Consider the following 26,023-nt stretch of genomic DNA (forward strand, 5'->3'; position numbering starts at 1 on the left):
CGTAGGGAATGCGATGACAGAGAGCGAATGGTTGACCAGCAGTGACCCGGGCGAACTCACTATTTACGTGTATGACTTGAAAGCCCACCCTCGGAAGCTTCGGCTACTGTCATGCGGCTACTGCTATCGCATCTGGCACTTGTTGGCCTTCCCCGGGAGCCGCGAACTGCTGGAACTCGTCGACCGATTCGCTGACGAACTTGTCGAGCCAGAACCACTCGCGGCGGCCCGCGCCGAGCACGTCGCGTTGCTCAGCGACGCCCGGCGAGATATGGAAGGTGCCGACCGGTACGCGGCCGAAGCCGTCGCAATCACCGCCTTAAGGAAAATCGAAACCAGCGCGGACGGCACGGAAGTCCCTTGGTTGGTTTCAAATTACGCCGCACATGCCGCAAAGAAGGCCGAGGCTCCAGACGATGGTGATCTTGCCTCCACGATTGAGTTGCGTGAATACCGTGCGATGTGCGATCTCATCCGCGACATCTTCGGGAATCCGTTCCGCCCCGTAACCTTCGCGCCCGAGTGGCGCACGGCTACCGCGACTGCCCTCGCTCACCAGATGTACGACGCGCGCGACTTCGGCGCCATGCCGATCCTCGCCGACGCGCTTCAGGACGCGGGCTGCGACTCCGACGACATCCTGAGCCACTGCCGCAACCCAGAGCAAGTTCACGTGCGCGGGTGTTGGGTCGTTGACCTCGTACTCGGCAAGCACTAGCGGTACACTCGCGTCGGAGGTGCAGCATGTCCACCGCAACGTTGCCGGCCGCGCCGCGGCGCACGCCCCCGCACCGCTGGACCGTTCCCGAGTTCCACCGGCTCTGCTCGCTCGGCATGTTCGCGGGCCGGCGGCCGGTTCTGCTGAACGGGGTCATTCTGGAGCAGGGGCCGATGGACTCACCACACGGCAACGGTGTCGAGCGCACCGACACGGTCGTCCGTGCGGCGTTCGGCGCCGGCTGGCGGTTCCGTGTGCAACTCCCGCTCGTGCTGAGTTTGCACACCGACCCGATGCCCGATATCGCCGTGGTCGCCGGCGCGCTCGCGGGCAACCCGGGGCACCCGACGACGGCCGCACTCGTGATCGAAGTCGCGGACACCACGTTCGACACCGACACGACCGAAAAGGCCGAACTGTACGCTACCGCCGGCATCGCGGATTACTGGGTGCTCGATGTCGACAACCGCGAGTTGCACGTCTTTCGCGCCCCGCGCCCCAGCGCCTCTCTCGGTGTAACGGCCTACTACACGCATAGCGTCCTGAAGCCGGGCGACACGGTTTCGCCGCTCGCGGTGCCCGGTGTCGCCGTGAGGGTCGCGGACCTGCTGCCGTAGGCATTCGTCGACGCACAACGGCCGCACGCCCCATGCGCGTCTAGACTGACACCCTCAACCACGCCGTCAGGAACACCCCATGTCCGCCAGCGCCCCCGACACCGACGCCATCGCCGCGAAGGCGGTCGAACTCGTTCAGCCCGACACCGTAGTCGGTCTGGGTACGGGGCGCGCCGCGACCGCGTTCATTCAGGCGCTCGGGGCCAAAGTGCAGGCCGGGCTGCGCATCCGCGGGCTGCCCACCTCGGAAGTCTCCGCCGAACTCGCCACCAAACTGGGCATCCCCCTCGTGACCTTTGATGACGTGCCGTACATTGACGTGTGCGTGGACGGCGCCGACGAAGTCGACCCCAACGGCGACCTCATCAAGGGCTACGGCGGCGCCCTCGTGCGCGAGAAGGTCGTTGCGGCCTACGCGCGCACGTTCGTTGTGCTCGCGGGCGGCGAAAAGGTCGTCAAGGTGCTCGGCGAGCGCGGCAAGCTCCCCGTCGAAGTCGTGACGTTCGCACTGACCCCGTGCCGCAAGCGTCTCGAAGCGCTGGGCTTCCCGTCCGCGCTCCGGATGAAAGACGGGAAACCGTTCGTCACCGATAACGGGAACTACATCCTCGACTGCCGCACCACCGCCATCACGGCCCCCGCCGACACGGACGCGCAGATCCTCGCGATCCCCGGCGTCGTCGGGACGGGCATCTTCGCGAAGATGGCCCACACCATCATGATTCAGGGCACCGATGGGAGCGTTGAAGTGCGTGCCGGTAGCGCGAAATAACTTCGCGTGCCAACCGCGAGAGGTTTGACGGAATCGACCGACTGAGCGGGAGCAGAGAGACAAGAAAGCCCGCCCAGCCTTCCCGTTCTGCTCATCCTGTCGATTCCGTCAAAAATCGGCCCCTGGCCAGTGCCGCCGCGACAGATTGCGGCCATTCTTCTTTGTTCCACAGCCCCCCGCAACCGATCCTATAGTTTCTAGGGTCGCGAATTGGCGCCGGCGGGAGAATCACTGTGGCCGGGTTGCGGGTACTGGTAGCGGCGAGCGAAGTGGTCGGGTTCGCGAAGACCGGCGGGTTGGCCGATGTCGCCGGCGCGTTGCCCGCGGCACTCGCGCGCCGCGGGAACACCGCTTCTGTCGTGATGCCGTTCTACAACGCAGTGAAGCGCTCCGGGCACCCGATCGAGCGCACCGGGATCGTGCTCCCCGTGCCGATGGGGGACCGGGTGCTCGCGTGCCGCGTGTACCGCTCGTTCCTCCCGAACACCTCCGTGCCGGTCTTCCTGATCGAGCACGCGCCCTACTTCGAGCGCGACGACCCGAAGACCGGGCGCGGGCTGTACCAGGAGCAGGGCTGGGGCGGGAAGCAGGATTACGGCGACAACGGTGTGCGGTTCGTGTTCTTCTGCCGCGCCGTCATGGAGTTGGTGCCGCACATCGGGTTCGCCCCCGACGTGATCCACGCAAACGACTGGCAAACCGGCCTCATTCCGGCGTACCTCGCGGAGACGTACCGCAACAACCCGGGCTACCAGCGCATCCGCTCGACGTTCACGGTCCACAACATCGCGTACCAGGGGTCGTACCCGCGCGAGCTGATGAACTACACCGGCCTGCCGGGGTGGCTCTACAACCCGAACCAGCTCGAGCACTACGGCTTCAACTTCCTCAAGTCCGGGATCGTGTTCGCGGACGCGGTTAACACGGTCAGCCCCACCTACGCCCGCGAGATCCAGACGGGCGAGTTCGGTTACGGCCTGGAAGGGCTGCTCACGAACCTCCACTGGAAGCTGTCCGGGATCGTGAACGGGTGCGACTACGAGCACTGGAACCCGGCCCACGACAAGCACATCGCGGCGCGGTACACGCCCGAGAACGTGTTCGAGAACAAGCCGCTGTGTAAAGCCGACCTCCAGCGCCGGTTCAACCTGCCCGAGGAGCCGACCACGCCCGTTCTGGGGATGGTCGCGCGGCTCGTCGGGCAAAAGGGCATCGACATCACGCTCAGCGCCGCGCAAGGGTTTCTGGACCTCGGCTGCCAGATCGTCGTGCTCGGTGACGGCGATCAGATCTACCACGACCAGCTCCAGGCCCTGCGCGACAAGAACCCGAACCGGGTGGGGATCTACTTGGGGTTCAACGAAACGCTGGCACACGTGGTTGAGGCCGGGAGCGACCTGTTCCTGATGCCGAGCCGGTACGAGCCGTGCGGGCTGAACCAGATGTACAGCCTGAAGTACGGCACCCCGCCGGTGGTGCGGGCGACCGGCGGCCTCGCTGACACGGTTGTGAACGCTACAGAAGAGAACCTCGCCGACCAGCGGGCGACCGGCTTCAGCTTTAACGAGTACACCGCCCACGCACTATACGAGACGGTGCGTTGGGCGTTGGTCCTGTACCGCCAGCGGCCCGACGACTTCCGCCAAGTCGTTCGGACTGCGATGGTACAGGACTGGAGCTGGGACCGCAGCGCCGAGGCTTACGAGCGCCTGTACCGCAAAATCTCCGGAATCGGCTAACGCCCGCCGTGCGAGAAGCGAAAGCCCTTCGTTCTAGCTTTCGGCCAGAACGAAGGGCTTGCTAGCGTGAGTTTCGCGAACGCCAATTCAACGGGCACAGATCGCCCGCCGTTGCGCACATCCGCGCACCGATCTTAACCGAGCCACGCAGGAAGTTCGCCCGCGGCCGGCAGTTTCACCACCGTCACCGAACTGATTTGCGGGTGCGCTTTGACCTCCGCAACCGCCTCGTCTGACGGCCAGTTGTCGAGGTTCAGAATGCCGATCGCTTCGCCGCCCGGCGAGGTGCGGCCGACCGTCATCTGCGCGATGTTCACCTTGTGCTTGCCGAAGATGGTGCCCACGAACCCGATCAGCCCCGGCACGTCGTGGTGCCGGAACACCAGCAGCACGCCGTCGAGGTACCCCTCCATCCGGAACGGCCCGAGTTGCACGAGCCGAACGTACTGGTCACCGAAGAGAGTGCCCGACGCGACCGTCGTACCCGCCTCGGTCTCGACCTCGGTGTGCAGGAGCGCGGCGAAGTCCCCCTTCTTCGGGCTCGACGATTCCGCGATCTCGATCCCGCGGTCGCGGGCGAGCACGTCGGCGTTCACGAGGTTCACCCCCTCGCTGAGCCGGTACTCGAGCATACCGGCGGTGAACGCCGCGGTCAGGAGCTTGGTCTTTTGCCCCGCGAGTTCGCCGCGGTACGTGAGCGACGCCTTACGGATCGCCCCTTGGGCGACCTGGGCCTGAAGCAGCCCGAGCCGCCGAGCGAGGTCAACATAGGGGCGCACCTCCGCGAGTTCGGCGGGGTTGACCGCCGCCATGTTAACCGCGTTCGCCACCTGGCCGCTCAGGAGGAAGTCCTTGATGAGCTGCGCCGCTTCGACCGCGACGTTCTCCTGCGCCTCGAGCGTGGAGGCCCCCAGGTGGGGGGTGATGACGATGTTCGGTGCTTTCGCGAGCGGGTTGTCCGCGGCGATCGGCTCCACGCTGAACACGTCCACGCCGGCCCCGGCGATGGTGCCGGCGGCCAGGGCGTCGGCCAGCGCCTTCTCGTCGATGATGCCGCCGCGGGCGACGTTCAGCACGCGGGCGGTCTTCTTCATCAGCCCCAACTCGCGGGCACCGACCATGCTCTTGGTTTCGGCGCCGCCGGGAACGTGCAGCGTGAGGTAATCGACCCTGGGCAGCAGCTCGTCCAGGCTCGCCGCCGACTCGTACCCGAGTTCGGCCACCTTGGCGGCGGTCACGAACTGGTCGAGCGCGATCACCTTCATGTCGAGGCCCTTCGCGCGCCGCGCCACCTCGCGGCCGATGCGTCCGAGCCCGACCACACCGAGCACCTTGCCCGCGACCTCGGTGCCCACAAACTTGTTGCGGTCCCAGCCGCCGGCTTTCATCGTCGCGTCCGCGGCCGGGATGCGCCGCGAGAGGGCGAGCAAGAGGGCGATGGTGTGCTCCGCGGCGGACACCGTGTTGCCGCCGGGCGTGTTCATCACCACGACGCCCTTGCGGGTGGCCGCGGCCACGTCGATGTTGTCCACGCCGACGCCGGCGCGAGCCACCGCGCGCATCTTGCCCGGGTTGTCGAAGTACTCGGCGCTGAGCTTCGGCTGCGAGCGACAGATGACCGCGTCGGCGGCCTGAATGGCGGCCTTCAGTTCATCCCCCTTTAAGCCGGGGCGGTTGTCCACTTCGATCCCGGCGGCCTGAAGCAGTTCGACCCCGGACGACTCCAGCTTGTCGGCGATGAGTACGCGCGCCATTGCTGTTCCAAAACTGAGTATGGAGATTCTTTCCGTTAAGTTACGGGTTTGTGCGCCTCCGGCAGGGTGGTTACCACATTCCGCAGGCAAGTGGATGTCACGATTCACGAAGTGAGCCACTTCTATCGCTACACGCAGAGAAGGCGAAGTGGTGTTTAGGAACGGGCACTTGACCGCGATTCGAGATCCGAGATGCCTGTGTAAGCCCTGGCCGAACAGTCCCCGGCGCGGGCGCCGGGGTGCGGCGCTGCGCCGTGTGAGCCATGATCCAACGAACAGCGTTTAACGAAACTTGTTCTGGTTCAGGTTCATAGCGACACCCGCCGCAGCGTTGATGATCGCGAGTATGAGGCCAATGATCCCGAGTACCAACCCGGCAACGGCCATCCCCTTGTTCTCGGCCTTTTTCATCCCCAAGGAGCCCGTTGTGATCGCACCAATCGAGGTCGCGATGCCGACCAGCGGGCAACAGCACAGGGGGAGCGATAAAATGCCGAGCACAAGAGCTGTTACCGCCTGCCCGTTCCCACCTTGGGAGCGGCGGCGGGGGCGATAATCGTCGTCGTCGTCATCGTCATCATAGTCCCGGCGGCGGCGGCGGGGGCGGTCGTCGTCGTCATCCCGGGAGCTGCGTGATCGAGAGGTGGCTCCCCGGATCTGACCGCCGGAGGTCGAGCCCCCAGACTTCTTGGTCGTCGCCACGAACACTTGGAGGCAGTTCCCACACTCGACCTCCTCGCCCTCGTAAGCGGCGTCGACCTCGAGTTGGGTGTTGCACGTCGGGCACGTTACGCGAATGTCAGGCATTGGTACTCGCGGGTGTGTGGACTGATTCGCCGCTCGCTGGGCACGCAGTTTGAAGGACCGACCTGTCGCCGTCTGGTGCGGACTCGGCCGCCCGAAAAGGAGCGCCGCCGGGGCGTCGGCCGCGGGCGGCGTTCAGTCGTCATGCCGCCCGCGGCCGGCTCCGCCGGAAGCCAGGCCGATGATCCCCAACACCAGATTAACGACATCCAGATTAACAATCTGAATGATCTGCATTATCAAAAGCGCCTTCGGCCGATCGACGAACCTCTTATTGAACATGGACGTGCCATTAACAATGGCCAGTATCCCCCAGACCACTGCGAACCAGAGGCCCGGCCAAGCGCAACACAGGAACGTGGTAGACAGGGCCGCCATGAAGCTCATGAGAAGAGCCCAGATGCCCCCGCCCAACAGCATTCCGGCGACCGGCTGGCTCGGGATCTGATCACCCCGCCGGGGGCGATAGTCGTCGTCATCGTCGTCGTCGTCGTCACCCCGGCGGCGCCGCCGGCTCGGGCGGTCGTCATCCTCCTCGTCAGCACGGTCCCGTGGGGGACCGGACCGCGAGGCGGATTCTCGGGTCTTGCGCCCGGGCGCCGGGGAACGGTCCTTTTTCGTTGTCGCCACGAACACCTGGAGGCAGTTCCCGCACTCGACCTCCGTGCCCTCGTGTACGGCATCGACCTCGAGCTGGGTGCCGCACGTCGGGCACGTTACGCGAATGTTGGGCATTAGTACTCGCGATTTGAGTGACGGTAACGCTTCGCCAGTGTATCGTTTTCGTCCCGTCCCCGCAGGGCGCGGCCGAAGCGGTGGCGGCAGAATCCGGGCACCGGCGGGGCGGCAGTGACGGGCCGCACGGCGCCCCGGGCACAACCGTATCGCTATTTCCGGCCCGGCAGATCGTCTTTGAACAGTTCGCTCACGGACTCGTTGCCGTGAATCCGCCCGATCGCGTTGGCAATCAGGTTCGCGACCGAAATCACCTTCATGTTCGGAAGTTGCTTCTCCGGCGGCAGCGGGACGCTGTCCGTGATAACGATCTGGTCGATCGCGGCGCCCTTCAGTCGCCCGATGGCTGGACCGCACAACACCCCGTGCGTGGCACACACGAACACGTGCTTGGCGCCGTGCTCGCGGGCCACCTGGACCGCCCCGCTGATGGTCCCGGCGGTCGAAATCATGTCGTCGTACAGCACCACCGACTTGCCCTCGAGCGGCGCGCCGATCAGGTGCCCGTGTTTGATCTCGGTCGCGCTGCTGCGGCGCTTGTCGGCAACCGCGATCAAGCCCCCGACGTTCCTCTGGAAATCGAGCGCCTTTTTGATGCTCCCTTCGTCCGGGCTCAGGACCACCAGGTCGCTCTGGTCGATGTTGAGCGAGCGAACGTACTTGGCGATCTCCTTGACGGCGTACAGGTGGTCCACCGGGATGTCGAAGAACCCCTGGATCTGCGCGGCGTGCAGGTCCAGCGCCAGAACGCGGTCGGCGCCGGCCTTGGTGATGAGGTTCGCGACGAGCTTCGCGGAAATGGGGACGCGGCCCTTGTCCTTGCGGTCCTGGCGGGCGTACCCGTAATACGGCAGCACGGTGGTGATCCGCGCCGGGCTGGCCCGCTTGAACGCGTCCAGGATGATGAGCAGTTCCATCAGGTGGTCGTTCACCGGGGTGCAGGTGGGCTGCACGATGAACACGTCCCGGCCGCGCACGTCCTCCTCGATCCGGACGCTGGTCTCCTTATCAGGGAAGTCCCCGATAGTGAGGTTGCCGAGCGGCACCGCGAGCGCCTTCGCGATACCCTCGGCCAGCGGCCGGTTGGCCCGCCCGCTGAAGATCTTGAGCTTGGTGTTAACCGTTCCGAGCACGGACGTCTCCTGAGCGCCCCCGGCATGGAGCGGGAACGCGACACAGGGGGAACCGCATTATGTATCACTATTTATTAGGCCGCCAGCGCGGGCGCGAAAAACGGTTGTGTCGGGAATAACGGCCGTCGGGTATCGTGAAAACCCCAACAGCCCCGCCCCCACGAGCCCGCCCTCATGTCGGACGTGAACGACCACCTCGCGCTGGCGCTCGTGCCGGGACTCGGTCCGAAACTGACAGCCGCCTTGCTCGAGCGGTTCGGCACGGCCGCCGCGGCCCTCCAGGCCACCGCCGCGGAACTCGTGCAAATCCCTCACATCGGCGAAAAGCTCGCGACCGCCCTTGCGGCGGCGCTGCGCGCCGTCAACATCGGTCCGGAACTCGCCCTGCTGGAGCGGCACGGGGTGCGTCCGGTCGTGCTCGGCTCGCCCGAGTACCCCGCCCCCCTCGCCGCGGTCCCGGCGCCGCCCCCGCTGTTGTACGCCCGGGGGGCGTGGACCGCCGCGGACGCGAACGCGGTCGGCATCGTGGGCGCGCGCTCCTGCACCGCTTACGGAAAGAAGCTCGCGGAGCAAATCGCACGCGACCTCGTTCGGGCCGGCTTCACAGTCGTATCGGGCCTGGCCCGCGGGATCGACGGCGCCGCGCACCGCGCGGCGCTGGCGGCGGGCGGTCGCACGATCGCGGTCCTCGCGGGCGGCCTCGCCTCCGTCTACCCGCCGGAGCACGCGGACCTTGCGGATGAGGTCGCGGGGAGCGGGTGCCTGATAACCGAAACCCCGATGGCCGTGGCGCCACAACCCGGCATGTTCCCGGCGCGGAACCGGATCATCAGCGGGCTGAGTCGAGGAATCGTGGTGATCGAGGCGAACGCGAAGAGCGGCGCGCTGATCACCGCGACGCACGCCGCCGAGCAGGGCCGCGAGACGTTCGCCGTGCCCGGGAACGTGGACAGCGCGGCCAGCGCCGGCTGCCTGGAACTCTTGCGCAAAGGCGCCCGGCTCGTGCGCAACGCCGACGACATCATCGAAGACCTGAAGGGCATTGCGGCGGCCGACTACTCTGCGCGCGCGGTAAGCGTGGGGCGTGAGGCCCACGAAACGCGGGCGCGGAGCCCTCAGCAACCCCCACCTCAGGCAGGCGCAGGAAGCGGTCAGGACTCGCGTGAGGGCGCCTACCGCCCGTCGGCACCGACCCTCGACGCGGCCCAGCAGCGCGTGTTCGACGCGCTGGCCGACAAGCGACACGCCGACGAACTGGCGCGCGAGCTGGGGGTGGCGGTCGGCGAACTGGCGCGCGTGCTGATGCAACTGGAGCTGAAGAAGGTGGTCCGCCGGTTACCCGGCAACTTCTACGAGCGGCGGTGAAGCAGGAAAAGGAAGGAACACCATGCTCGCAACCCTGTTTGCGACTCTCTTTGCAGCAGTCCCCGCTCACGCGGACGGGACTTTGCTGCACAGGTTCGAGAGCCTGCCCGCTGACGCGGCGGTTCACGTGGTCTCGATTTCCGAGCCACGCTTCTGCGGGATCGAAGAGGACGAGATCACCGACTGGCGGGACAAGGTTCGTAAAAAGACCGCATGTCCGAACCGACCCTCGGCCCACGCCTGTTGACGGTGGAAGCGGTGCTGCTCGCGCTGGCGTTTGCGGTCGCGCATACGCAGTCTCCGCTGTACTACTCAAATCAGAACCAGTACCTCCTGCACGCCGCCGCGCTTGCGGAGCACGGGCACCTGGCGGGCGACTGGCTCGCGAACACGGCGGACCCCACGCCGCTCTTTTCGCGGCTCGTGTCGGGTGCGTTTGCGACACAGCCGTGGCTCATCCAGCCGGTGTATTTCGCACTGCTCATGAGCTACTTTCTTGTCGTGCGGTGGCTCGTCGTTATGCTCCCGTGGTTCCCGGACACCTGGCTCGCACGGGTGGGCTTCGCGGTCCTTTTCACCGCCGCGCACGCCGGGATTCTGAGGTGGCTCTCGGTCCAGGCCGTGGGAACCGATTACCCCTGGTACCTCCAGTCGGGCCTTGCGGCGCAGTACCTCCTGGGGCCGGGCCTCCAACCGTCGGCGTTCGGGGTGCTGCTGGTCTGGGCGTTGGCACTGTTCGCACACGGTCAACCGCGGCTCGCGTGCGCGGTGGCTGCTGCCGCGTGCTGGTTCCACTCGACATATCTTCTCCCCTCGGGACTTCTGGTCGCGGGGTTCGTGGGGGCGCTGGCGCCCACGCGGGCACGAATCGCGGTGCAGGCCGGCGCCGGGGCACTGGCGGTCGTCGCACCGGTGCTCCTGTTCACCTTCAGACAATTCGACCCACTCGATTCGGCGTCCAAAGAGGCGCTAAGCACCCTCGCGAACGTGCGCATCCCGCACCACTGCGTGCCGGCGCGGTGGTTCGACCTCGTTGCCGGGCTCCAGCTCGCCTGGATCGCGTTCGGGCTGGTGCTCGCGCGCCGGGTTCCGTTCGCCCGGGCGCTGGCGATCGCGGCGTTGGGTGGCGTGCTCCTGACCGGCGTGCAGCTCGTGACCCGAAGCGACGCGCTGGCGCTCGCGTTCCCCTGGCGGATCTCGGTGCTGCTCGTCCCGATCGCGACCGCGGTCGTGTGCTCGAAGGCAGCGTCCCGCCTCTCGGAAACGCGGCGGACGCAACGGGTCGTGTTGGCCCTGCTGGGGGCACTGGTCGCGGGGGGCGGCGCGGTCGCCGCGCTCGGACTGGGCTACCGCACGGTCGACGAGAGCGGCGTGTACGAGTTCGTTCGCCGAACGGCCAAGCCCGAAGACGTGTACCTCATCCCGACCGCCTTCCCGAAGGTCGGGAGCGGGCGCGGGGCGGTGTCCAACACGTTCGCCCCTCCCCCTCGCGCGAAGGAAGGGACGAACCAAATCCCGGTCGATTTGCAACGGTTCCGGCTCGCGACCGGGGCCTGCGTGTACGTCGATTTCAAGTCGGTGCCCTATGCGGCCCCCGAAGTGCAAGAGTGGCACAACCGGATGACGTTCGCGGCCGACTTTTATTCGCGTACCCAGCACAACCTCTCGTCGGATGAGGTCGCGCTGCGGGCGCGGGGCATCACGCACGTCGTGGCACCGCGGTCGCGGCCGTTCGAGGCCCACTACCTCGACGAGGTGTACGCCGACGACATTTACATCGTGTACGAGGTGCGGTGAGCGTTCGGGCGCGCCGGGCGTCTACTGCGTCTCACGTCGCTCGTACCACTTGAGCAGCAGTTCGAGTGCGGCGGCTTCGGCCCGACACCGGGCCGCCAGGGTGAAGTCCGGGGCCGCGATGAACACCTCATTCTGCTCGTTCAGGTGACGCACGCGGTCGCGGGTGTTCGGTGCCCACGTAGTTGTGGTTCAGGAGCTGCGCGTCCTCATACGCATCACCTTCCGCGCCCGGTCCGTGAACCGCTCGTACATGACGTGCCCTCACACCGCATCGGGATCGACGCCCAGTTCCCGTAGCCGCGCCGCAAGCCGCTCGGCCTTCTGGCGTGCGGCCTCGGCGCGCCGCTCGGCATTCCTCGCCCGTTCCGCGGTCTCGCGTTCCCGTTCGCCGAGTTCAACGAACGACAGGAACGGGCGCCCGTCCGGGTGAAGCACCCTGATCCGTCCGCCAACAACCTCGAACCGGATGCCCAGCAGCGGGCTGACGAACCCGTTCATGTCGGGCACTTCGCGGAACGTGTCCCCGTCGCGCAGGACGCCCTCGGCGGTGTGGTCGTCGGGGTCGATGGTGTAGTACTCTTCGACCCCGTACTTGCGGTAGAACGCCCGTTTGCGGTTCATTTCGCCCGCCCGGTTCCCCGGCGACAGCACCTCGAACACCACCTGCGGGAAGACGCCCCCCTCGTCCCACACGCGGTAACTGCCGCGGTGCCCTTTCGGGCGCCCGAACGCGACGTACACGTCCGGCGCCTGACGTGTCGTGTTGTCGCCCTCGACCGGGTAGATCAGGTGATCGCCCGCGACGAACACGTCGTCGCGATCACGAAACAACAGGTCAATGTTCCCCTTCAGCGTCACGATCCACTCGAACTGGAGCGTGTTTTCGGCGATGGGCTGACCGTCCGAATCGGGGTATTCGACCGCCGCCGGTGGCGTTGTTGTGATTGCTGACATGACTTACCAATAACAGACGCGAACGACCCGCCGCAAGCACCGGGGCCGGGAATCGCTCGTCGCGGGCGGCGCCACCCTCGCAGCAAACCTCTTGAAATGCAGCAGGCCCGGCGTCTCACGACGCCGGGCCTGCTGCGACTACTTTCAAACGGCGGTCACGACTGGGCCGCGGCCACCGGCGCCGCGGCGCCGGTCTCGAAGCCCAGCTTCTTCTCGCCGTTCTCCTCGACGATCTTCACCGTCAGCACGTCGGTCCCGTGGAAGGTGCCCTTCAGCAGCTCCTCGGCCAGCATGTCTTCGAGGTACTGCTCGATCGCGCGGCGCAGCGGGCGGGCGCCGTACTCGGTGCTGGACCCCTTCTCGATCAGGTAGTCCTTGGCCTCTTCGGTGACGCTCAGCGTGATGCCCTTCTCGGACAGCCGCTTCGCAACCTTCGACAGCTCCATGTTCACGATCTGCTTCAGGTCCTCGTTGGTCAGCTTGCGGAACACGATGATGTCGTCCAGCCGGTTCAGGAACTCCGGCTTGAACTCCTTCTCCATGCGCCCCTTCAGCTTCTTCTGCATCTCCAGGTAGCTCACCTCGGTGTCGCGCTGGAGGTGCTTCGTGAACCCGGACCCCATCACGTTCTGGTCGATGATGACCTCGGCCCCGATGTTCGTGGTCAGGATCAGGATGGTGTTCTTGAAGTCCACCACCCGGCCCACGTTGTCGGTCAGGCGCCCCTCCTCCATGATCTGGAGCAGCATGTTCCACACGTCCGGGTGCGCCTTCTCGATCTCGTCGAGCAGCACCACCGAGTACGGCTTGCGGCGGATCTTCTCGGTGAGCTGGCCGCCCTCCTCGTACCCGATGTAGCCCGGGGGCGCGCCCACCAGCCGGGACACGTTGTGCTTCTCCATGTACTCGGACATGTCGAGCTGCACGAGGTTCTCCTCGCCGCCGAACATGAACTTCGCGAGCTGCTTCGCGAGCAGCGTCTTGCCGACGCCGGTCGGGCCGGCGAAGATGAAGCTGCCGATCGGGCGCTTCGGGTCCTTCATGCCAGAGCGGCTCTTCCGCACCGCCTTCGCGATGGCGTGGATCGCCTCGTTCTGGCTGATGACGTTGTTGTGCAGCTCGGCCTCCATGTTCAGCAGCCGGCGGGTCTCGTCCTCACCCACCTTACGGAGCGGCACGCCGGTCATCTTCGACACGACCTCGGCGATGACCTCCTCGTCCACGACGCCGTCGGTCTCCTTGGCCTTCTCGCGCCACTGCTTGTGCTGGGTCTCCTTCTCCTTGCGCAGTTTCTCGGACTGGTCGCGCAGGCTGGCGGCCCGCTCGAAGTCCTGGTCCATGACCGCGGCTTCTTTCTCCTGGTTCAGCTTCTCGATCTTCTCGTCCAGCTCCTTGAGGTCCGGCGGCCGGGTCATGCCCTTCAGGCGGACGCGGGCGCCGGCCTCGTCGATCACGTCGATGGCCTTGTCCGGCAGGCAGTGCCCGGTGATGTACCGCTCGCTCAGCTCGACCGCGTGCTTCAGCGCGCCGTCGGTGATCTGCACCCGGTGGTGCGCCTCGTACCGGTCGCGGAGCCCCTTGAGGATCTCGACCGTTTCCGCCATCGACGGCGGGTTGACGATGATGGCCTGGAACCGCCGCGCGAGGGCCGCGTCCTTCTCGATGTACTTGCGGTACTCGTCGAGGGTGGTGGCCCCGATGCACTGGATCTCGCCGCGGGCCAGCGCCGGCTTCAGCACGTTGCTGGCGTCGATGGCGCCTTCGGCCCCGCCGGCGCCGACGAGCGTGTGCAGCTCGTCGATGAACAGCATCGTGTTCTTCGCCCGCCGCACCTCGTTCATCACCGCCTTGATGCGCTCCTCGAACTGGCCGCGGTACTTCGTGCCCGCCACCATCATCGCGAGGTCGAGCACCACGATCCGCTTGTCGCGGAGCAGCTCGGGCACGTTCTGGTCCACGACCAGTTGCGCGAGCCCTTCCACGATGGCGGTCTTGCCGACCCCGGCCTCGCCCAGGAGAACGGGGTTGTTCTTCTGGCGGCGGCTCAGGATCTGGATCACCCGCTCGATCTCGGCCTGCCGGCCGATGACGGGGTCGAGCTTGCCCTGGCGGGCGAGTTCGGTCAGGTCGCGGCCGAAGCTGTCGAGCGCCGGCGTCTTGGACTTGTTGCGGCCGGCGCGCTCCGACGAGCCACGATCGCCGCCCTCGCGCCCGCTGCTGCCTTCGGATTCGTTCGGCATGTTATGGCCCAACAGGTTCAGAACTTCTTCGCGGACGTCTTCGAGCTTGAGGCCCAGGTTCATCAGGACCTGGGCCGCGACGCCCTCCTGCTCTCGTAAGAGGCCCAGGAGGAGGTGTTCGGTTCCGACGTAGTTGTGGTTCAGGTTCCGGGCCTCTTCGATCGAGTACTCGATCACCTTCTTGGCCCGGGGGGTGTGCGGCAGCCGCCCCATCACCACCTGCTCGCCGCCCGGCCCGTGCTGGACGATCTTCTCGACCTCCAGCCGGATCTTGCGCAGGTCGATGTCCAGGTTCTTGAGCACGTTGGCCGCGACCCCGGAGCCCTCTTTGACGAGGCCGAGCAGGATGTGCTCGGTCCCGATGTACTCGTGGTTGAAGCGCTGCGCCTCCTGGTTGGCGAGCTGCATCACTTTCCGGGCACGATCCGTGAATCGTTCGTACATCGACGCCGTCTCCCGCGACTGGGGATGAATCTGTGCTACGGCCGTCCCGCGGCGGCTCCACCCCATCATATGCCGTCCGTGTCGCGGCACCAACCGGGGCCAGGCGTTAGACGTCCGCGGTTCCGGTGAGGGTCGGGCGGGTGGAAGGAGAGCGTCCCGCGGCGGCCGGACGGCCCCGGTGTGAGCCGGGCGGATGGGTGGCAATCTGCGGAATTCTAGGCCGGCGCGCGCGGCGAATCAAGGCAGGCACGAAAGTCTTACCGACCCGCCGTCCCGGCGCCCCGCCCGCCGGCGCGGGCGCGCCCGGCCCCCGAAATATGCTTTCCCGCGCCGGGACCGTTCGCGTAAATTACAAGGGCGCCTGATCCTTCGGAGACCGCCTCAATGCGCCGTTACGGGATGCCGTTCGCCGCCGCGCTGCTGCTCGCCACGCCGCCGCTCGTTCCGATCGCCGGGCAGGACGCACCGGTGCTCCCGGTCAAGCGCCTCCCCGCGCGGCCCGGCGCGGGTCCGACCACGCCCGCCGGCGCGCAGCTCAGCGACGACGCGGCGCTGAAGGCCGCGGGCCTCACCGCGACCGACGCCGACGCGCTGCTCGCCTACCTCAAGGCCCGCACGCTTTCGGACGACGACCAGAGCAAAATCGGCGAGGTGATCGCCCGCTTCGGCACCGACGAGTTCGAGGCGCGCGTCCGGGCCACGGACGAGGTGGAGAAGTTCGGCTCCGCGGCCATCGGTCCGCTCAAGGCCGCCGTGCAGAGCCCCGACCCGGAGGTCGCGTACCGCGCCCGGCTCGCGCTCAAGCGGATGGAAAAGGTGCCCCACTCGGCGGTGGCCTCGGCCGCGGTCCGCACGCTGGCCAAGCTCAAGCCGAAGGCCGCCGCGGAGGTGATGCTGGGGTTCCTCCCGATGGCGGACACGGACGAAGTGGCGGAGGACATCCGCGCCGCCCTGATCGCGCTGGCGGTCACCGGCGCCGGCGCGCCCGAGCCGGCCCTGCTCAAGGCGCTCGACGACAAGCTCGTGGTGCGGCGGTCCGCCGCCTACGTCGCCCTGACCGAGGGCGGCCCCGCCGCCGAACGCATCCGCATCAAGGAGGCGTTCCCGCTGGTGAAGGCCGCCGTGCGCAAGGAGCCCGACACCGACGCCAAGTTCCGCGGGCTCTGGGCGCTGCTGCTCACCACCCGCGAAAAGGAGTTCGTCCCGGACCTGATCGGCCTGATCCCCCAACTGTCCCGCGGCCGCATCTGGCAGTTGGAGGAGTTCCTGCTGCTCGCCGCCGGGGACACCCGGCCGGACGCCAAGTTCGGCAAGTCCCAGGAGTCGCTGGCGAAGGCCCGGGACGCGTGGGCCGGGTGGTGGAAGCAGCGGGCCGGCGCGTTCGACCTGGCGGGGTTCGAGTTCAACCCGCGCATCACCGGGTTCACGGACGTGATCGAGTACGACGGCAGCTTCGGGCGCTACCGGGTGGTCACGCTCGGCCCGGACGAAAAGGAGAAGGCCCGCCTGGGCGCGATGGGCGTGAACCAGCTCAGCTTCCCGACCGACGTGAAGAAGCTGCCGAACGGCAACTACCTGATCGCGGAACTGAACATGAACCGCGTGACGGAGCGCGACTCCACGAGCCGCATCGTGAAGACCACCAACATCACCCAACCGCTCGCCGTCGAGCCGCTGCCCGACGGCGGGGTGGTGTACGTGTGCCGCAACCAGATCCTCGTGCGCGACAAGGACGGCAAGCAGGTGTGGCAGTTCACCCGCGGCCAGCACGACATCATGGGCGGGTGCCGGCTGCCGAACGGCGACATCGCGTTCGTGACGATGTGGACCGGCGCGAACAACCAGACGAACCTGTTCCGCCTCGCCGGTAAAGACGGCAAAGAGGTGGGCAAGCCGCTGTCACTGGCCCGGGCCCAGCAGCAGCAGGGCATGAACCCGGCCGGCGACGACCGGGTTCTGGTGTGCGAGTACAACCGCGTGGCCGAGTACGACCTGAAGACCGGCAAAGAGGTGTGGAAGTACGACCTGAACAACGCCACGTGCGCGCAGCGGCTGCCGAACGGCCACACGCTCATCACCTACCTGGCCACATTGCAGGGGCAGCCCGGGAAGGTGATCGAGGTGGACACGAGCGGCGACATCGTGTGGGACTACTCGCCGAAGGACAACATGCGCCCGTCCCGCGCGCTCCGGCGGTAAGCATTGCACCCGCGAGACCAACGGGCCGTGCGTTCGACACCGGCCCCGATCTCACACTCAAGGCCGGGTTCACCGGAAACGCTCGACGCCCCGGTCGCAGAAGGCCGGGGCGTCGAGCGTTTCCAACAGGAGGACATGCTTACTTCGTGCCCACGGTCCGCTGCCGCCGCTTCAGCCGCTGCATCTCCAAAATCTGTCTGAGCTTGGCCTCGTCCTTCCGCGCCTCGTGGAGAACCACTCGCAATCGTTCCGTCGTAAGAGCCACCGCCTGCTCTTTGTTTTGTTCCGGTTTGGGTTCGCTCATCGCAGCCTCCCTTTTGCCGCGGGTCGACGGGTTAACCCGTCAACCCACGAATAGCATACTCGAGGTTGATCCGCGCCGCAAACTCGCGGAGGAGCAGTTCAAGCATTTCTCGGTCATTTTCTTGGAAAAAATTGACCGCGTCCGTGTCCACGAGAAGAGCAGCGAGAGCCGGGTTGAAGCCGTCTGGGCAAAAGCCTTCCAGCGGGTGCGCGATCATCGACCGCAGGTAACTTGGCTGTCGCTCGTGGAAATAAAAGCCGGGCTCACTTGCACAGTCCGGCACGATGAGGGTTCGGCCTTCACGCACACACCGGACGGCGTGAGCGGGATCGGTACCGTTATCGATGCGATAGCGGTCGGCGTATTGGGTGTAGGAGGAAAACGGGTTGTGGCTGCGGGACACCAAGTCGAAGGCGGCAAGCGGCACCAACCGGCCATCCCGCTCGGCAAAAAGCCCGACCCGGAAGTTCTGGTTGTGCCGACTACTGTCCTCATGAATGGCGTGCATTCGGAACAGTAACGCGAGGCATTCGAAAAGAAACTGAATCTGGCCTTCGGGGTCGAGTCCGGCCCGCGCGTGCTGAACCGAGGGCCGTGCCCCCGCGGTCTGCTGCACCACCCGTCGTATCCGTTGCCGCTTATCGTTGGTGAGGTTGCGCAACTGCGCCAGTAACCAACCGAGGCGTATTCCTTGATATTCTGCCTCATCGCGGTCCTGGCGCAAGTCGCAGATTTCTGTTTGGTAATCGGCTGCGATCTTCTCTTTTGCCAGTTTGGCCTTATGGTCGCCGAGGGCGCCAACGAGTTCCCAAAACAAGTAACCGAGCCCGGCAATAACGACGGTCGAAACCCACGGTTGCTCCCAAGCCGCCGCTCCGGGGGTCGGTAGGGCGAACTTGGAAACGACCGCCGAGAGCGCCGCAACCGCTCGGAAACTGGCGACCGCACATTTGGCCCAGTACTCACGATACCGCTTGCTGAGCCATGACCACCTGAACAGCACAAGGCCAAGGGCCGCGGCGCCCGGAACGGCCGCGACCAAACTACCGTAATAGGCGATCCCTTCGAGGTGATCGACCAGAAACTGTCGGGCGATCATCGGGTGATCCTCGTGCCGGAGGCTCAGCACACCGAATCGGGCGGATACCGGTCGAGATAGCTCGCCCAAACGAGATACCCCGCCCCAAAATGAAGTTCGAGGGCGTAGCGCCGCGAACGCCACGACCGCTCCCCGCAGAACCGAACACGGCACCTCACGGCTTCGGGCCGAAGTCCGGCGGGGGGAGCTTGTCGTCGTCCTTGGTTTTGGGCAGTCCGCCGTCCCCGCCCGGCTGCACCGACGGCCCCGGGTTCGGCGCCCCGTCCGCCCGCACCTTGCTCGGGAAGCAGTTGTCGAGGAACCCCGCCACCGGGGCGTTGCTGCAACCGGGCGCGCACGCGACCAGCGCCACCGCGACCACGCCCCGTTTCAACCGATGGTTCATCCCGCGCCCCCGCGTTGAGCCGAACGGATTCCGCGGCCGTGAATAGCACCGGGCGGCCGCGCCGTCTACACTAGGCACCGCCCGCTTCGCCCCACACCCGAGGTTTCGCATGAAGGCGCTGTTCGTCGCGGCCGTCGCCGCCGTTGCCGGGTTCGCACTCGTCGGTCACGCGGAGGACAAAAAGGTGAGCCCGCTCGACTACACCCTGAAGGACATCGACGGCAAGGACATCGAGCTGTCGAAGTACAAAGGTAAGGTGGTGCTGTTCGTGAACGTCGCCAGCGAGTGCGGCCTCACCCCGCAGTACACCGCCCTCCAGAGCCTGTACGAGAAGTACGAGAAGGACGGGCTCGTGCTGATCGGCGTGCCGGCCAACGAGTTCGGCTCCCAGGAGCCGGGCACCGACGCCGAAATCAAGAAGTTCTGCAACACCAAGTACAAGGTCACGTTCCCGATGCTGTCGAAGGTGGTGGTGAAGGGCGACAAGCAGGTGCCGCTGTACAAGACCCTCGTCGAGGCCACCCCGAACAAAGACGGCAAGGTCGAGCAGGTGAGCTGGAACTTCGAGAAGTTCCTGGTCGGCCGCGACGGCCACGTGGTCGCGCGCTTCAAGCCGCAGACCAAGCCGGACGCCCCCGAGGTCACGAAGGCGATCGAGGCCGAACTCGCCAAGAAGGTCAAGTAAGTCGGACCGGTCCGCGGGCGGCCCCGGCCCACCGGGGCCGCCCGCGGATACAACTCTTCTGTAATGTCTCCTCTCGTGTGGCACCTCCGGGATCGCGTCATTCACTTCGGGCGGCGCCCGCTGGTGATGGGGATCGTCAACGTCACCCCGGACAGCTTCTCCGACGGCGGGCGGTTCTTCGACCCGTCTGCGGCCGTTGCGCACGCCTTACAACTGGTCCGTGACGGCGCCGACATCCTCGACATCGGCGGCGAATCCACACGCCCGGGGGCGGCGCCCGTGTCTCTCGCGGACGAGTTGCAGCGGGTGGTGCCCGTCGTCGCGGAGCTGGCGCAGCGGGCGGACGTGCCGCTCTCCGTGGACACGATGAAGGCCGAGGTCGCACGCGCGAGCCTGGGGGCCGGAGCGGCGATCGTCAACGACGTTGCGGGGTTCCGCGATCCGGCGATGGTTACGGTCGCGCGCGAGTTCCGCGCCGGCGTGGTTGTGATGCACATGCGGGGCGAGCCGGCCACAATGCAGCACAACCCGCAGTACCGCGACGTCGTCGCAGAGGTCGCCGACTACTTGCAAGAGAGGTTGCGGGTGCTGGGCGAATCCGGTATCCCTCCAGAAAGGGTGTGCCTCGACCCCGGTATCGGGTTCGGGAAGGCGCTGGAGCACAACCTCACCCTGCTTGCGAACCTGAACACGGTCGCGGCCCTCCGTCGTCCGGTGTGTCTGGGGGTGTCCCGCAAAGGGTTCATCGGAAAGCTCTGCGGGCGCGAGTTAACCGAACGCGACCCCGGTTCACTGGCCGTCGGGTGTTTCGCGGCGGCCCGCGGCGCCGCCCACGTCCTCCGCGTCCACGACGTGAGGGGCGCCCGCGACGCCGCCGTCCTGCTCGACGCCATCGACCAACACACGCGCTGAGGCGATTTCACCGTGGCCGCCGCTCTCCCCGCGAGCACGCTCGCGCCCGACGATTTGTCCGCCCTCTGCCTCGGCCTCGCCCGGCGGGCCAGGGCCGCGTCCCGCGTGCTGGCGACCGTACCGACCGCCGCCAAGAACCGGTGGCTGCTGTCGGCCGCCGACGCGCTGCTCGCGCGCCAGGACGAGTTGCTCGCGGCGAACGCGAACGACGTGGCCGCGGCGCCCGGGTTCGGGCTGAACGCCGCGGCGATCGACCGCCTCACGCTCAACCCGAAGCGCATCGCTGCGGCCGCAGAGGGGTTGCGCCAGGTCGCGGCGCTCCCCGATCCCATCGGAGAGGTGCGCGAAGCGACCGAGCGACCGAACGGGCTCCAGGTGCTCAAGGTCGGCGTGCCGCTCGGCGTGGTGTTCTTCATTTACGAGTCGCGCCCGAACGTCACCGCCGACGCCGCGGCGCTGTGCGTGAAGAGCGGCAACGCGGTCATCCTCCGCGGCGGCAAAGAGGCCCTGCACTCGAACACCGCCCTGCACCACCTCCTGAGTAACGAACTGCTCCGCGCGGGGCTCCCCGCGGACGCGGTCCAAGTGGTACCGACCACGGACCGCCAAGCGGTCGGCCACCTGCTCGCGATGAGCGACCTGATCGACCTGGCCATCCCCCGCGGCGGGAAGTCGCTGATCCAGCGCGTCGCGGCGGAAGCCCGTATGCCGGTCATCAAGCACTTCGACGGCGTGTGCCACGTGTACGTCGATGCCGCGGCCGACCTCGCGGTTGCCGAGCGCATCATCGTGAACGCCAAGTGCCAGCGCCCCGGTACGTGCAACGCGGCCGAGTGCCTGCTGGTTCACGCCGGCGTGGCCGACGAGTTCCTGCCGCGCGCGGCGGCGGCGCTTCAGGCCAAGGGCGTCGAGCTGCGCGGGTGCCCGGAAACGTGCCGCCGGGTCCCGGGCGCGCGGGCCGCGACCGAGGACGATTACCGGACCGAGTACCTGGACCTCGTCCTCTCGGTTAAAGTGGTCGCCGGTTTCGACGAAGCGGTGGACCACATTGCGACTTACGGCTCGCACCACACGGACGCGATCGTGACGCGGGACATCGGCGCGGCCCGGACGTTCACCCGCCGGGTCGATTCGGCCGCGGTCATGGTGAACGCCAGCACGCGCTTCAACGACGGGTTCGAGTTGGGGTTGGGCGCAGAAATCGGTATCAGCACGGACAAGTTTCACGCGCGCGGCCCGTGCGGGTTGCGCGAGCTGACGACCTACAAGTTCGTCGTCACCGGCGACGGGCACGTCCGCGAGTGAGTCACGGCCGATGATGTACGGCGCGCTCGTCCTGGTCATGGCGGCGGTCGGGCTGGCGTGGCTGGCCTGCCGGCGGCCCCGCCCCCGGCGGTGGCTGCTCCCGCGCCGGGTCGTGCCGCGCCCCCTGGTGGCGGCGGTGGACCGGCAGCACCGCCACCTTCTAGCCGGCGGTATGCTCGGCGAAACCGCCTGCGAGCGAACGAAATCACACTTCCGCGAGCTGCTCACCGCCGGCCGAGACGACCTCGTCAGCCGCGAGTTCCGGCCGGGCCTCGACTTCGCCGTCCGGGTCCGCGCCCTCGCCGAGCTGGGTACCCCTGAGGGGGCACGAATACTCGAACGGCTGCTCCGCACGTCGCTCACCGGCGACCGGGGCGAGCAGTCGTGGTACTGGGTCGATGTGGCGTCCGCCCTCCGGCGGCTGGGGCGCACCGAGGCGCTCCCCGCGGTGCTGCGGTGTGCGGCAGCGGCGGCCGGGTCCGCACAGGGGGACCTGCTGGCGATCGAGGCGGTCACGTTCGCGAACTTCGCCGCCGCACTGCGCCACCCGACCACGGCCGTTGGCGACCGCGCGCGGGCCGCGCTGGTGACGGCGGCGCGGGCCGCCCGCCGGGGCGGGACCGAGATCGCGGCGCTCGTGCGCGCGGGGCTGGGCGACCGGCTCGCGGAAGTGACGGACCGCACAAGCGCGCGGTCCGCCGACCCCTGGGCGACCGCCGCGGTGATCGAAGCCGAGCGGCTCGCACGACGGTTGGGGCACTGGGCGCGGGTGCTCCCGCCCGACGCGCGTGCCCGGGCGGGAGCCCAGGCCGCGCGGCTCGTGGCAGCGAACGAGCTCCGGCGCGTCTGGCTCGGCGGCGCGAGCGGACGGCTGCTCGATCGGTTCCCGCACGCGAGCGCGGACGAGCAGGTCGCGGCGCTCCGCTGTCTGAACGACCTGCGGGCGGACGTGGCCCCGCTGTTCCCCCACCCGCCGAACCGCCGCGCCGCGTGGTGGGGCGACGCCATTCGGGCGCTGCGGTGGTCGCGGTCGGCGGTGGTCGGCCCGGCGCTCGCGGGTCAGGCGGTCCGGCTCGCGCGGGCGGCGCGGCACCGCGGCCGTGCCGTCATCGCGCTGACGGCCCTCAAAGGGCACCCGTGTTACGAGGCCGAGCAAGCGCTCCTGCAAAGTGCGACCGCCGCGCATCCGGCGCTCCGGGCCGCCGCGGTCGGCTCTCTTCTCTGGGCTGGTGGGCGCCGTTCGCCCCGGGCCGCGTCGTGTGCGCCCTCCGAACCGCCCGCACCGACCCGGACGCCCGCACCCGCGGCGCGGCCGTGTACGCGCTGGCGCGACTGGGGGTCCGCTCGGCCCTTGCGGAGGTGGCCGCCGGGCTGGTGAGCGAGGAAGGGACGATCCGACAGGAGACCGCCGCCCGGATCGCGACGGAAGAGCTCACGTGGCTGTGGCCCGACCTCGAAACCGCGGCCGAATCGAGCGACGCGGAGACCGCGTTCGCCGCCGCCGAAGCGCTGGAACAGCTCCGCGAGTGCCGGTTCGGGCTCGCGGACTGAACCGCGCCCGCTCGTCAGTCCGGTTCAACTGCCGCAACCCGGCGCGCCGATAAAGGAGTAGTTCCAGCGCGGGGTCTTTGAATGCGATCAGCCGTGCGCTTCGCGGCGCTCTGCGCCGGGCTCGCGACTACCGGGTGCGGGCTCGCCGCGAAACCCTATGCGAACGACCCGCTGTTGCGCGGGAGCCGCGCCGTGTGGTTCGCACGCGACCCGCTCCCGCAACCGCCCCCGGCCGCGCCCCGCGCGGTCGAACCGCCGCCGCCACCTACTTCCCGGTGGGAGTGAACGCGACGGTCCCGTTGTCGTGGCCGGTGAACACCCCCGCTCCGTCCGCGGTGAACGCGACGCAATAGCCGGGCGACTTGACCGCCTTCGTCAGCCGCGGCTTGTCCGAATCGAGCCCCCACAGCGTAACCTGTCCGGAGTAGCCGCACACCGCCAGCGTCTTCGTCTTCTCCGACCACGCAATCGCGTAGGGGTCGTCCGAGGTCGGCCCGAACTTCTTCAGCTCTTTCGGGTCCTTGTACTCCTTAGCCTCTTTCGGCTCCTTGGCGTCCTTCGGTTCCTTGGCATCCTTTTTGTCCTTTCCGTCCTTCTTCGGTTCGGCGTCCTTCTTGGAGTCCTTGGCGTCCTTTTTCGGCTCCTTGGCCTCCTTCTTGGGTTCGGGCACGTCCTTTTTCGGCTCGGCAACGTCTTTCGTGGTCCAGGTCCGGATGGTACGGTCCATCGATGCGGTGACGATCATGTCGTTACCCGCGAACGTGACCGAGGTGACCGGTTGCTCGTGCCCCTTCAGTTGCGTGACCTCCTTTTGGCCTTTAACGTCCCATACCTTCACGAGGTTATCCTTTCCGGCCCCGGCGGACACGAGCAGCTTCCCGTCCGGGCTGAACGCGAGGCTGTACACCGAGCCGTCGTGGGCGCCGAGGTTCTTGAGTTCCTTGCCGTCGGTCGGGTTCCACAGCCGGACGGTCTTGTCCGCCCCGGCCGTGGCGAGGGTCTTGCCGTCCGGGCTGAACGCGACGGCGTCCACGATGTCGGCGTGCCCCTTCAACTCGACCTTGGACTTTCCGTCGGTGAGGTCCCAGATCTTGGCGGTCTTGTCCTGACTGGCGGTGGCGACGAGCTTGGCGTCGGTGGGGTGGAACGCGACGGCGTACACCGGCCCGACGTGTCCGGTGAGCGCGACCTTGCGCTCCGTGAGCGCGCCGTCGGGGCCGACGCCCCACAGTTTGACGACATTGTCGAACCCGGCGGTGGCGAGCGTCTTGCCGTCGGGGGACACCACGACCGCATGGACCAGAGCGGTGTGCGCTTTCACGGGCGCCGGCTGTGCCGCGGCGGGCGGCAGAACGCTGATGAGCCCGAGGAGGAAGAGTGCGACGCGAACGCGGAGCATAAAGCAGCGCCTCGAAAGGGGTCAGGTGGGGCTGCCATTGTGTGCGACGTGACGGGTTGAGGCAACGGCCAAATCGGCCCTACCAAGCAGGCGGCCGTGGTTGTGCGGCACGTTTCGACGAGCCGCGCCCGCCCGGGAGCGGGCATCGCCGCAACCGCGAGGCGATGCGCCGGCGCTACGCGGCACACGATCCGGGTGGACTGCACCCGTGCTCGACGGGCTACGAAAGGAGCGCCGGCGCGGCGCACGTGAAACGGCGCGAGCGGTGTAAAGACGCCGCGGGCGCGCAGCGTTATTTCGGAACAGGAGCCGCTTCCATCACCTTCACGGCCACAACGATACCTGTGCGGGTGAGTTTGGCCGCGGTCCTGCTTCAAACGCCCCTCAGCGAATTTCGTCTTCCGTGGGCAGAGTTGGTTCCTCGGGCGCGGAACAGCCCCTTTCGGATCATGCGGCCAACGGGCTGGCGTGAGCACCGGACACCTCGGCCGGCAAGCTACCGAAACTCGGAAGCTGTTCGCGCCGTCGTGTTAACGGATCGAATGTAGCGTTAAGCGCTTCGGCCACTTCCTTGATGCGTAGATCCGCGCCGTTCAGGTCTGCCGGCGTCAACGTGAATACCACTTGCCCCGGAGCCGCTTTTGCCTCCGTGAAGATTAACCCCCGCCCGCCGAGCTTGACTTCATATTCGCCCAGCCCTGCGAGGAGGCGCTCAGAGTCCCGCGCCAAGCGCCCGACATCGACCACCAAGTCAGGGTCGGTCAGATCGAGCGTGAGCCGGAGCACCGACGGCTTCGCCCACGCGGTGACGAACTGGCTCACGGGCAGTTCCGGGTGTGCCGCCGCTTCCTGAAGTTGGGCGAGGAATCGCTTGTGCTCCTCGTCTCGTTTCGCGCGACGTGCGATATTCGCCTCGATCTCGTTCCGCGTCTGTCGCACGGTCCGCAACCCGACGGCCACAACGACTGCGCAGATACAAAACTGGAGGGCCAGTAACCCGTAAAGGCTCATGATTTCGTCCCCTTGTCCGCTTGCCCGAGCCGGTCGCTCGGTTCGCTCACCTTCTTCTCGGACATGGGCGGCACCGTGAGCGCGGGTGTCGTCGGCCTCCG

General features: G+C 67.4%; 26 protein-coding genes. 14 read left to right on the forward strand and 12 right to left on the reverse strand.

Annotated features, from left to right (window positions below):
* The first annotated feature begins 13 nt into the window (after positions 1-13).
* The 4 genes from R5W23_RS11950 (at position 14) to glgA (ending at position 3,846) form a co-directional block, all read left to right on the forward strand.
* Positions 14-718 carry a hypothetical protein gene (locus R5W23_RS11950; protein ID WP_320686514.1) on the forward strand — a complete coding sequence of 235 codons (705 nt, stop codon included), beginning with the start codon at positions 14-16 and terminating at the stop codon, positions 716-718.
* A gap of 26 nt (positions 719-744) precedes the next feature.
* Entirely contained in the window at positions 745-1,335 is a 591-nt protein-coding gene (locus tag R5W23_RS11955) for a Uma2 family endonuclease (RefSeq protein WP_320686515.1), read from the forward strand.
* A gap of 79 nt (positions 1,336-1,414) precedes the next feature.
* A complete protein-coding gene (gene rpiA, locus R5W23_RS11960; RefSeq protein ID WP_320686516.1) occupies positions 1,415-2,107 on the forward strand; it encodes a ribose-5-phosphate isomerase RpiA in 693 nt (230 codons plus the stop codon).
* Between the two features lie 233 nt (positions 2,108-2,340).
* A complete protein-coding gene (glgA, locus tag R5W23_RS11965) occupies positions 2,341-3,846 on the forward strand; it encodes a glycogen synthase GlgA (protein ID WP_320686517.1) in 1,506 nt (501 codons plus the stop codon).
* Positions 3,847-3,980: 134 nt separating this feature from the next.
* On the opposite strand, the gene serA is transcribed toward glgA, so the two are convergent.
* From serA to R5W23_RS11985, 4 genes are all read right to left on the reverse strand, one after another.
* Positions 3,981-5,600, reverse strand: a complete 1,620-nt coding sequence (serA, locus tag R5W23_RS11970; RefSeq protein ID WP_320686518.1) for a phosphoglycerate dehydrogenase — start codon at positions 5,598-5,600, stop codon at positions 3,981-3,983.
* 282 nt (positions 5,601-5,882) lie between these two features.
* Positions 5,883-6,407, reverse strand: a complete 525-nt coding sequence (locus tag R5W23_RS11975; RefSeq protein WP_320686519.1) for a DUF4190 domain-containing protein — start codon at positions 6,405-6,407, stop codon at positions 5,883-5,885.
* 132 nt (positions 6,408-6,539) lie between these two features.
* Positions 6,540-7,139 carry an MJ0042-type zinc finger domain-containing protein gene (locus R5W23_RS11980; RefSeq protein WP_320686520.1) on the reverse strand — a complete coding sequence of 200 codons (600 nt, stop codon included), beginning with the start codon at positions 7,137-7,139 and terminating at the stop codon, positions 6,540-6,542.
* Between the two features lie 152 nt (positions 7,140-7,291).
* Positions 7,292-8,272: a ribose-phosphate diphosphokinase gene (locus R5W23_RS11985; protein ID WP_261190535.1), complete on the reverse strand. Its 981-nt coding sequence runs from the start codon at positions 8,270-8,272 to the stop codon at positions 7,292-7,294.
* Between the two features lie 174 nt (positions 8,273-8,446).
* Here R5W23_RS11985 and dprA point away from each other — a divergent pair, with 174 nt between their 5' ends.
* Genes dprA through R5W23_RS12000 form a run of 3 tightly spaced genes read left to right on the forward strand, consistent with a single transcriptional unit; the run spans position 8,447 to position 11,434 of the window.
* Positions 8,447-9,637 carry a DNA-processing protein DprA gene (gene dprA, locus R5W23_RS11990; RefSeq protein WP_320686521.1) on the forward strand — a complete coding sequence of 397 codons (1,191 nt, stop codon included), beginning with the start codon at positions 8,447-8,449 and terminating at the stop codon, positions 9,635-9,637.
* Between the two features lie 22 nt (positions 9,638-9,659).
* Positions 9,660-9,884, forward strand: a complete 225-nt coding sequence (locus tag R5W23_RS11995; RefSeq protein WP_320686522.1) for a hypothetical protein — start codon at positions 9,660-9,662, stop codon at positions 9,882-9,884.
* The gene (locus R5W23_RS12000) at positions 9,851-11,434 is read left to right on the forward strand and encodes a DUF6798 domain-containing protein (RefSeq protein ID WP_320686523.1); all 1,584 of its coding nucleotides are present in this window, start codon (positions 9,851-9,853) and stop codon (positions 11,432-11,434) included. Before R5W23_RS11995 ends, R5W23_RS12000 begins: the two co-directional genes overlap by 34 nt.
* A gap of 21 nt (positions 11,435-11,455) precedes the next feature.
* Here the strand turns inward: R5W23_RS12000 and R5W23_RS12005 are convergent, their stop codons facing one another.
* The 3 genes from R5W23_RS12005 to R5W23_RS12015 form a co-directional block, all read right to left on the reverse strand.
* Positions 11,456-11,587, reverse strand: a complete 132-nt coding sequence (locus R5W23_RS12005; RefSeq protein ID WP_261184962.1) for a hypothetical protein — start codon at positions 11,585-11,587, stop codon at positions 11,456-11,458.
* Between the two features lie 108 nt (positions 11,588-11,695).
* Positions 11,696-12,388, reverse strand: a complete 693-nt coding sequence (locus R5W23_RS12010; protein WP_320686524.1) for a Uma2 family endonuclease — start codon at positions 12,386-12,388, stop codon at positions 11,696-11,698.
* A gap of 155 nt (positions 12,389-12,543) precedes the next feature.
* Positions 12,544-15,072, reverse strand: a complete 2,529-nt coding sequence (locus tag R5W23_RS12015; protein WP_261184965.1) for an ATP-dependent Clp protease ATP-binding subunit — start codon at positions 15,070-15,072, stop codon at positions 12,544-12,546.
* A gap of 384 nt (positions 15,073-15,456) precedes the next feature.
* Here R5W23_RS12015 and R5W23_RS12020 point away from each other — a divergent pair, with 384 nt between their 5' ends.
* Positions 15,457-17,271 carry an outer membrane protein assembly factor BamB family protein gene (locus R5W23_RS12020; protein WP_320686525.1) on the forward strand — a complete coding sequence of 605 codons (1,815 nt, stop codon included), beginning with the start codon at positions 15,457-15,459 and terminating at the stop codon, positions 17,269-17,271.
* A gap of 139 nt (positions 17,272-17,410) precedes the next feature.
* Here R5W23_RS12020 and R5W23_RS12025 read toward each other — a convergent pair whose 3' ends face one another.
* From R5W23_RS12025 to R5W23_RS12035, 3 genes are all read right to left on the reverse strand, one after another.
* Complete coding sequence (locus tag R5W23_RS12025; protein ID WP_320686526.1) at positions 17,411-17,575, reverse strand: hypothetical protein; 165 nt, start codon at positions 17,573-17,575, stop codon at positions 17,411-17,413.
* A gap of 31 nt (positions 17,576-17,606) precedes the next feature.
* A complete protein-coding gene (locus R5W23_RS12030) occupies positions 17,607-18,674 on the reverse strand; it encodes a hypothetical protein (RefSeq protein WP_320686527.1) in 1,068 nt (355 codons plus the stop codon).
* Between the two features lie 154 nt (positions 18,675-18,828).
* A complete protein-coding gene (locus R5W23_RS12035) occupies positions 18,829-19,059 on the reverse strand; it encodes a hypothetical protein (RefSeq protein WP_261184970.1) in 231 nt (76 codons plus the stop codon).
* 109 nt (positions 19,060-19,168) lie between these two features.
* On the opposite strand from R5W23_RS12035, the gene R5W23_RS12040 reads away from it, so the two are divergent.
* The 6 genes from R5W23_RS12040 to R5W23_RS12065 all read left to right on the forward strand — a co-directional run bounded on the left by R5W23_RS12040 (position 19,169) and on the right by R5W23_RS12065 (position 23,797).
* The gene (locus R5W23_RS12040; RefSeq protein ID WP_407936120.1) at positions 19,169-19,744 is read left to right on the forward strand and encodes a glutathione peroxidase; all 576 of its coding nucleotides are present in this window, start codon (positions 19,169-19,171) and stop codon (positions 19,742-19,744) included.
* A gap of 63 nt (positions 19,745-19,807) precedes the next feature.
* A complete protein-coding gene (gene folP / locus R5W23_RS12045; protein ID WP_320686528.1) occupies positions 19,808-20,656 on the forward strand; it encodes a dihydropteroate synthase in 849 nt (282 codons plus the stop codon).
* 12 nt (positions 20,657-20,668) lie between these two features.
* Positions 20,669-21,961, forward strand: coding sequence for a glutamate-5-semialdehyde dehydrogenase (locus R5W23_RS12050; protein WP_320686529.1), 1,293 nt, complete (start codon positions 20,669-20,671; stop codon positions 21,959-21,961).
* 10 nt (positions 21,962-21,971) lie between these two features.
* Positions 21,972-23,339, forward strand: a complete 1,368-nt coding sequence (locus R5W23_RS12055) for a hypothetical protein (RefSeq protein WP_320686530.1) — start codon at positions 21,972-21,974, stop codon at positions 23,337-23,339.
* Positions 23,336-23,512, forward strand: coding sequence for a hypothetical protein (locus tag R5W23_RS12060; RefSeq protein ID WP_320686531.1), 177 nt, complete (start codon positions 23,336-23,338; stop codon positions 23,510-23,512). The genes R5W23_RS12055 and R5W23_RS12060 overlap by 4 nt, the downstream gene beginning before the upstream one ends.
* Positions 23,513-23,593: 81 nt before the next feature.
* A complete protein-coding gene (locus R5W23_RS12065; RefSeq protein ID WP_261184978.1) occupies positions 23,594-23,797 on the forward strand; it encodes a hypothetical protein in 204 nt (67 codons plus the stop codon).
* On the opposite strand, the gene R5W23_RS12070 is transcribed toward R5W23_RS12065, so the two are convergent.
* On the reverse strand, positions 23,778-24,911 hold the full coding sequence (locus R5W23_RS12070; protein ID WP_320686532.1) for a WD40 repeat domain-containing protein: 1,134 nt from the start codon (positions 24,909-24,911) through the stop codon (positions 23,778-23,780). The genes R5W23_RS12065 and R5W23_RS12070 overlap by 20 nt on opposite strands.
* Positions 24,912-25,358: 447 nt before the next feature.
* Entirely contained in the window at positions 25,359-25,922 is a 564-nt protein-coding gene (locus R5W23_RS12075) for a hypothetical protein (RefSeq protein WP_320686533.1), read from the reverse strand.
* Positions 25,923-26,023 lie beyond the last annotated feature (101 nt).

The organism is Gemmata algarum, assembly GCF_034097035.1.
In the GTDB taxonomy this organism is placed as follows: domain Bacteria; phylum Planctomycetota; class Planctomycetia; order Gemmatales; family Gemmataceae; genus Gemmata; species Gemmata algarum.

Excerpts from the sequence above, each read along its gene's own strand:
- R5W23_RS11950 (WP_320686514.1), top strand. The coding sequence starts at position 14 with ATGACAGAGAGCGAATGGTTGACCAGCAGTGACCCGGGCGAACTCACT.
- R5W23_RS11955 (WP_320686515.1), top strand. The coding sequence starts at position 745 with ATGTCCACCGCAACGTTGCCGGCCGCGCCGCGGCGCACGCCCCCGCAC.
- rpiA (WP_320686516.1), top strand. The coding sequence starts at position 1,415 with ATGTCCGCCAGCGCCCCCGACACCGACGCCATCGCCGCGAAGGCGGTC.
- serA (WP_320686518.1), bottom strand. The coding sequence starts at position 5,600 with ATGGCGCGCGTACTCATCGCCGACAAGCTGGAGTCGTCCGGGGTCGAA.
- R5W23_RS11975 (WP_320686519.1), bottom strand. The coding sequence starts at position 6,407 with ATGCCTGACATTCGCGTAACGTGCCCGACGTGCAACACCCAACTCGAG.
- R5W23_RS11980 (WP_320686520.1), bottom strand. The coding sequence starts at position 7,139 with ATGCCCAACATTCGCGTAACGTGCCCGACGTGCGGCACCCAGCTCGAG.
- dprA (WP_320686521.1), top strand. The coding sequence starts at position 8,447 with ATGTCGGACGTGAACGACCACCTCGCGCTGGCGCTCGTGCCGGGACTC.
- R5W23_RS11995 (WP_320686522.1), top strand. The coding sequence starts at position 9,660 with ATGCTCGCAACCCTGTTTGCGACTCTCTTTGCAGCAGTCCCCGCTCAC.
- R5W23_RS12000 (WP_320686523.1), top strand. The coding sequence starts at position 9,851 with ATGTCCGAACCGACCCTCGGCCCACGCCTGTTGACGGTGGAAGCGGTG.
- R5W23_RS12010 (WP_320686524.1), bottom strand. The coding sequence starts at position 12,388 with ATGTCAGCAATCACAACAACGCCACCGGCGGCGGTCGAATACCCCGAT.
- R5W23_RS12015 (WP_261184965.1), bottom strand. The coding sequence starts at position 15,072 with ATGTACGAACGATTCACGGATCGTGCCCGGAAAGTGATGCAGCTCGCC.
- R5W23_RS12020 (WP_320686525.1), top strand. The coding sequence starts at position 15,457 with ATGCGCCGTTACGGGATGCCGTTCGCCGCCGCGCTGCTGCTCGCCACG.
- R5W23_RS12025 (WP_320686526.1), bottom strand. The coding sequence starts at position 17,575 with ATGAGCGAACCCAAACCGGAACAAAACAAAGAGCAGGCGGTGGCTCTT.
- R5W23_RS12030 (WP_320686527.1), bottom strand. The coding sequence starts at position 18,674 with ATGATCGCCCGACAGTTTCTGGTCGATCACCTCGAAGGGATCGCCTAT.
- R5W23_RS12035 (WP_261184970.1), bottom strand. The coding sequence starts at position 19,059 with ATGAACCATCGGTTGAAACGGGGCGTGGTCGCGGTGGCGCTGGTCGCG.
- R5W23_RS12040 (WP_407936120.1), top strand. The coding sequence starts at position 19,169 with ATGAAGGCGCTGTTCGTCGCGGCCGTCGCCGCCGTTGCCGGGTTCGCA.
- folP (WP_320686528.1), top strand. The coding sequence starts at position 19,808 with ATGTCTCCTCTCGTGTGGCACCTCCGGGATCGCGTCATTCACTTCGGG.
- R5W23_RS12055 (WP_320686530.1), top strand. The coding sequence starts at position 21,972 with ATGATGTACGGCGCGCTCGTCCTGGTCATGGCGGCGGTCGGGCTGGCG.
- R5W23_RS12065 (WP_261184978.1), top strand. The coding sequence starts at position 23,594 with ATGCGATCAGCCGTGCGCTTCGCGGCGCTCTGCGCCGGGCTCGCGACT.
- R5W23_RS12070 (WP_320686532.1), bottom strand. The coding sequence starts at position 24,911 with ATGCTCCGCGTTCGCGTCGCACTCTTCCTCCTCGGGCTCATCAGCGTT.
- R5W23_RS12075 (WP_320686533.1), bottom strand. The coding sequence starts at position 25,922 with ATGAGCCTTTACGGGTTACTGGCCCTCCAGTTTTGTATCTGCGCAGTC.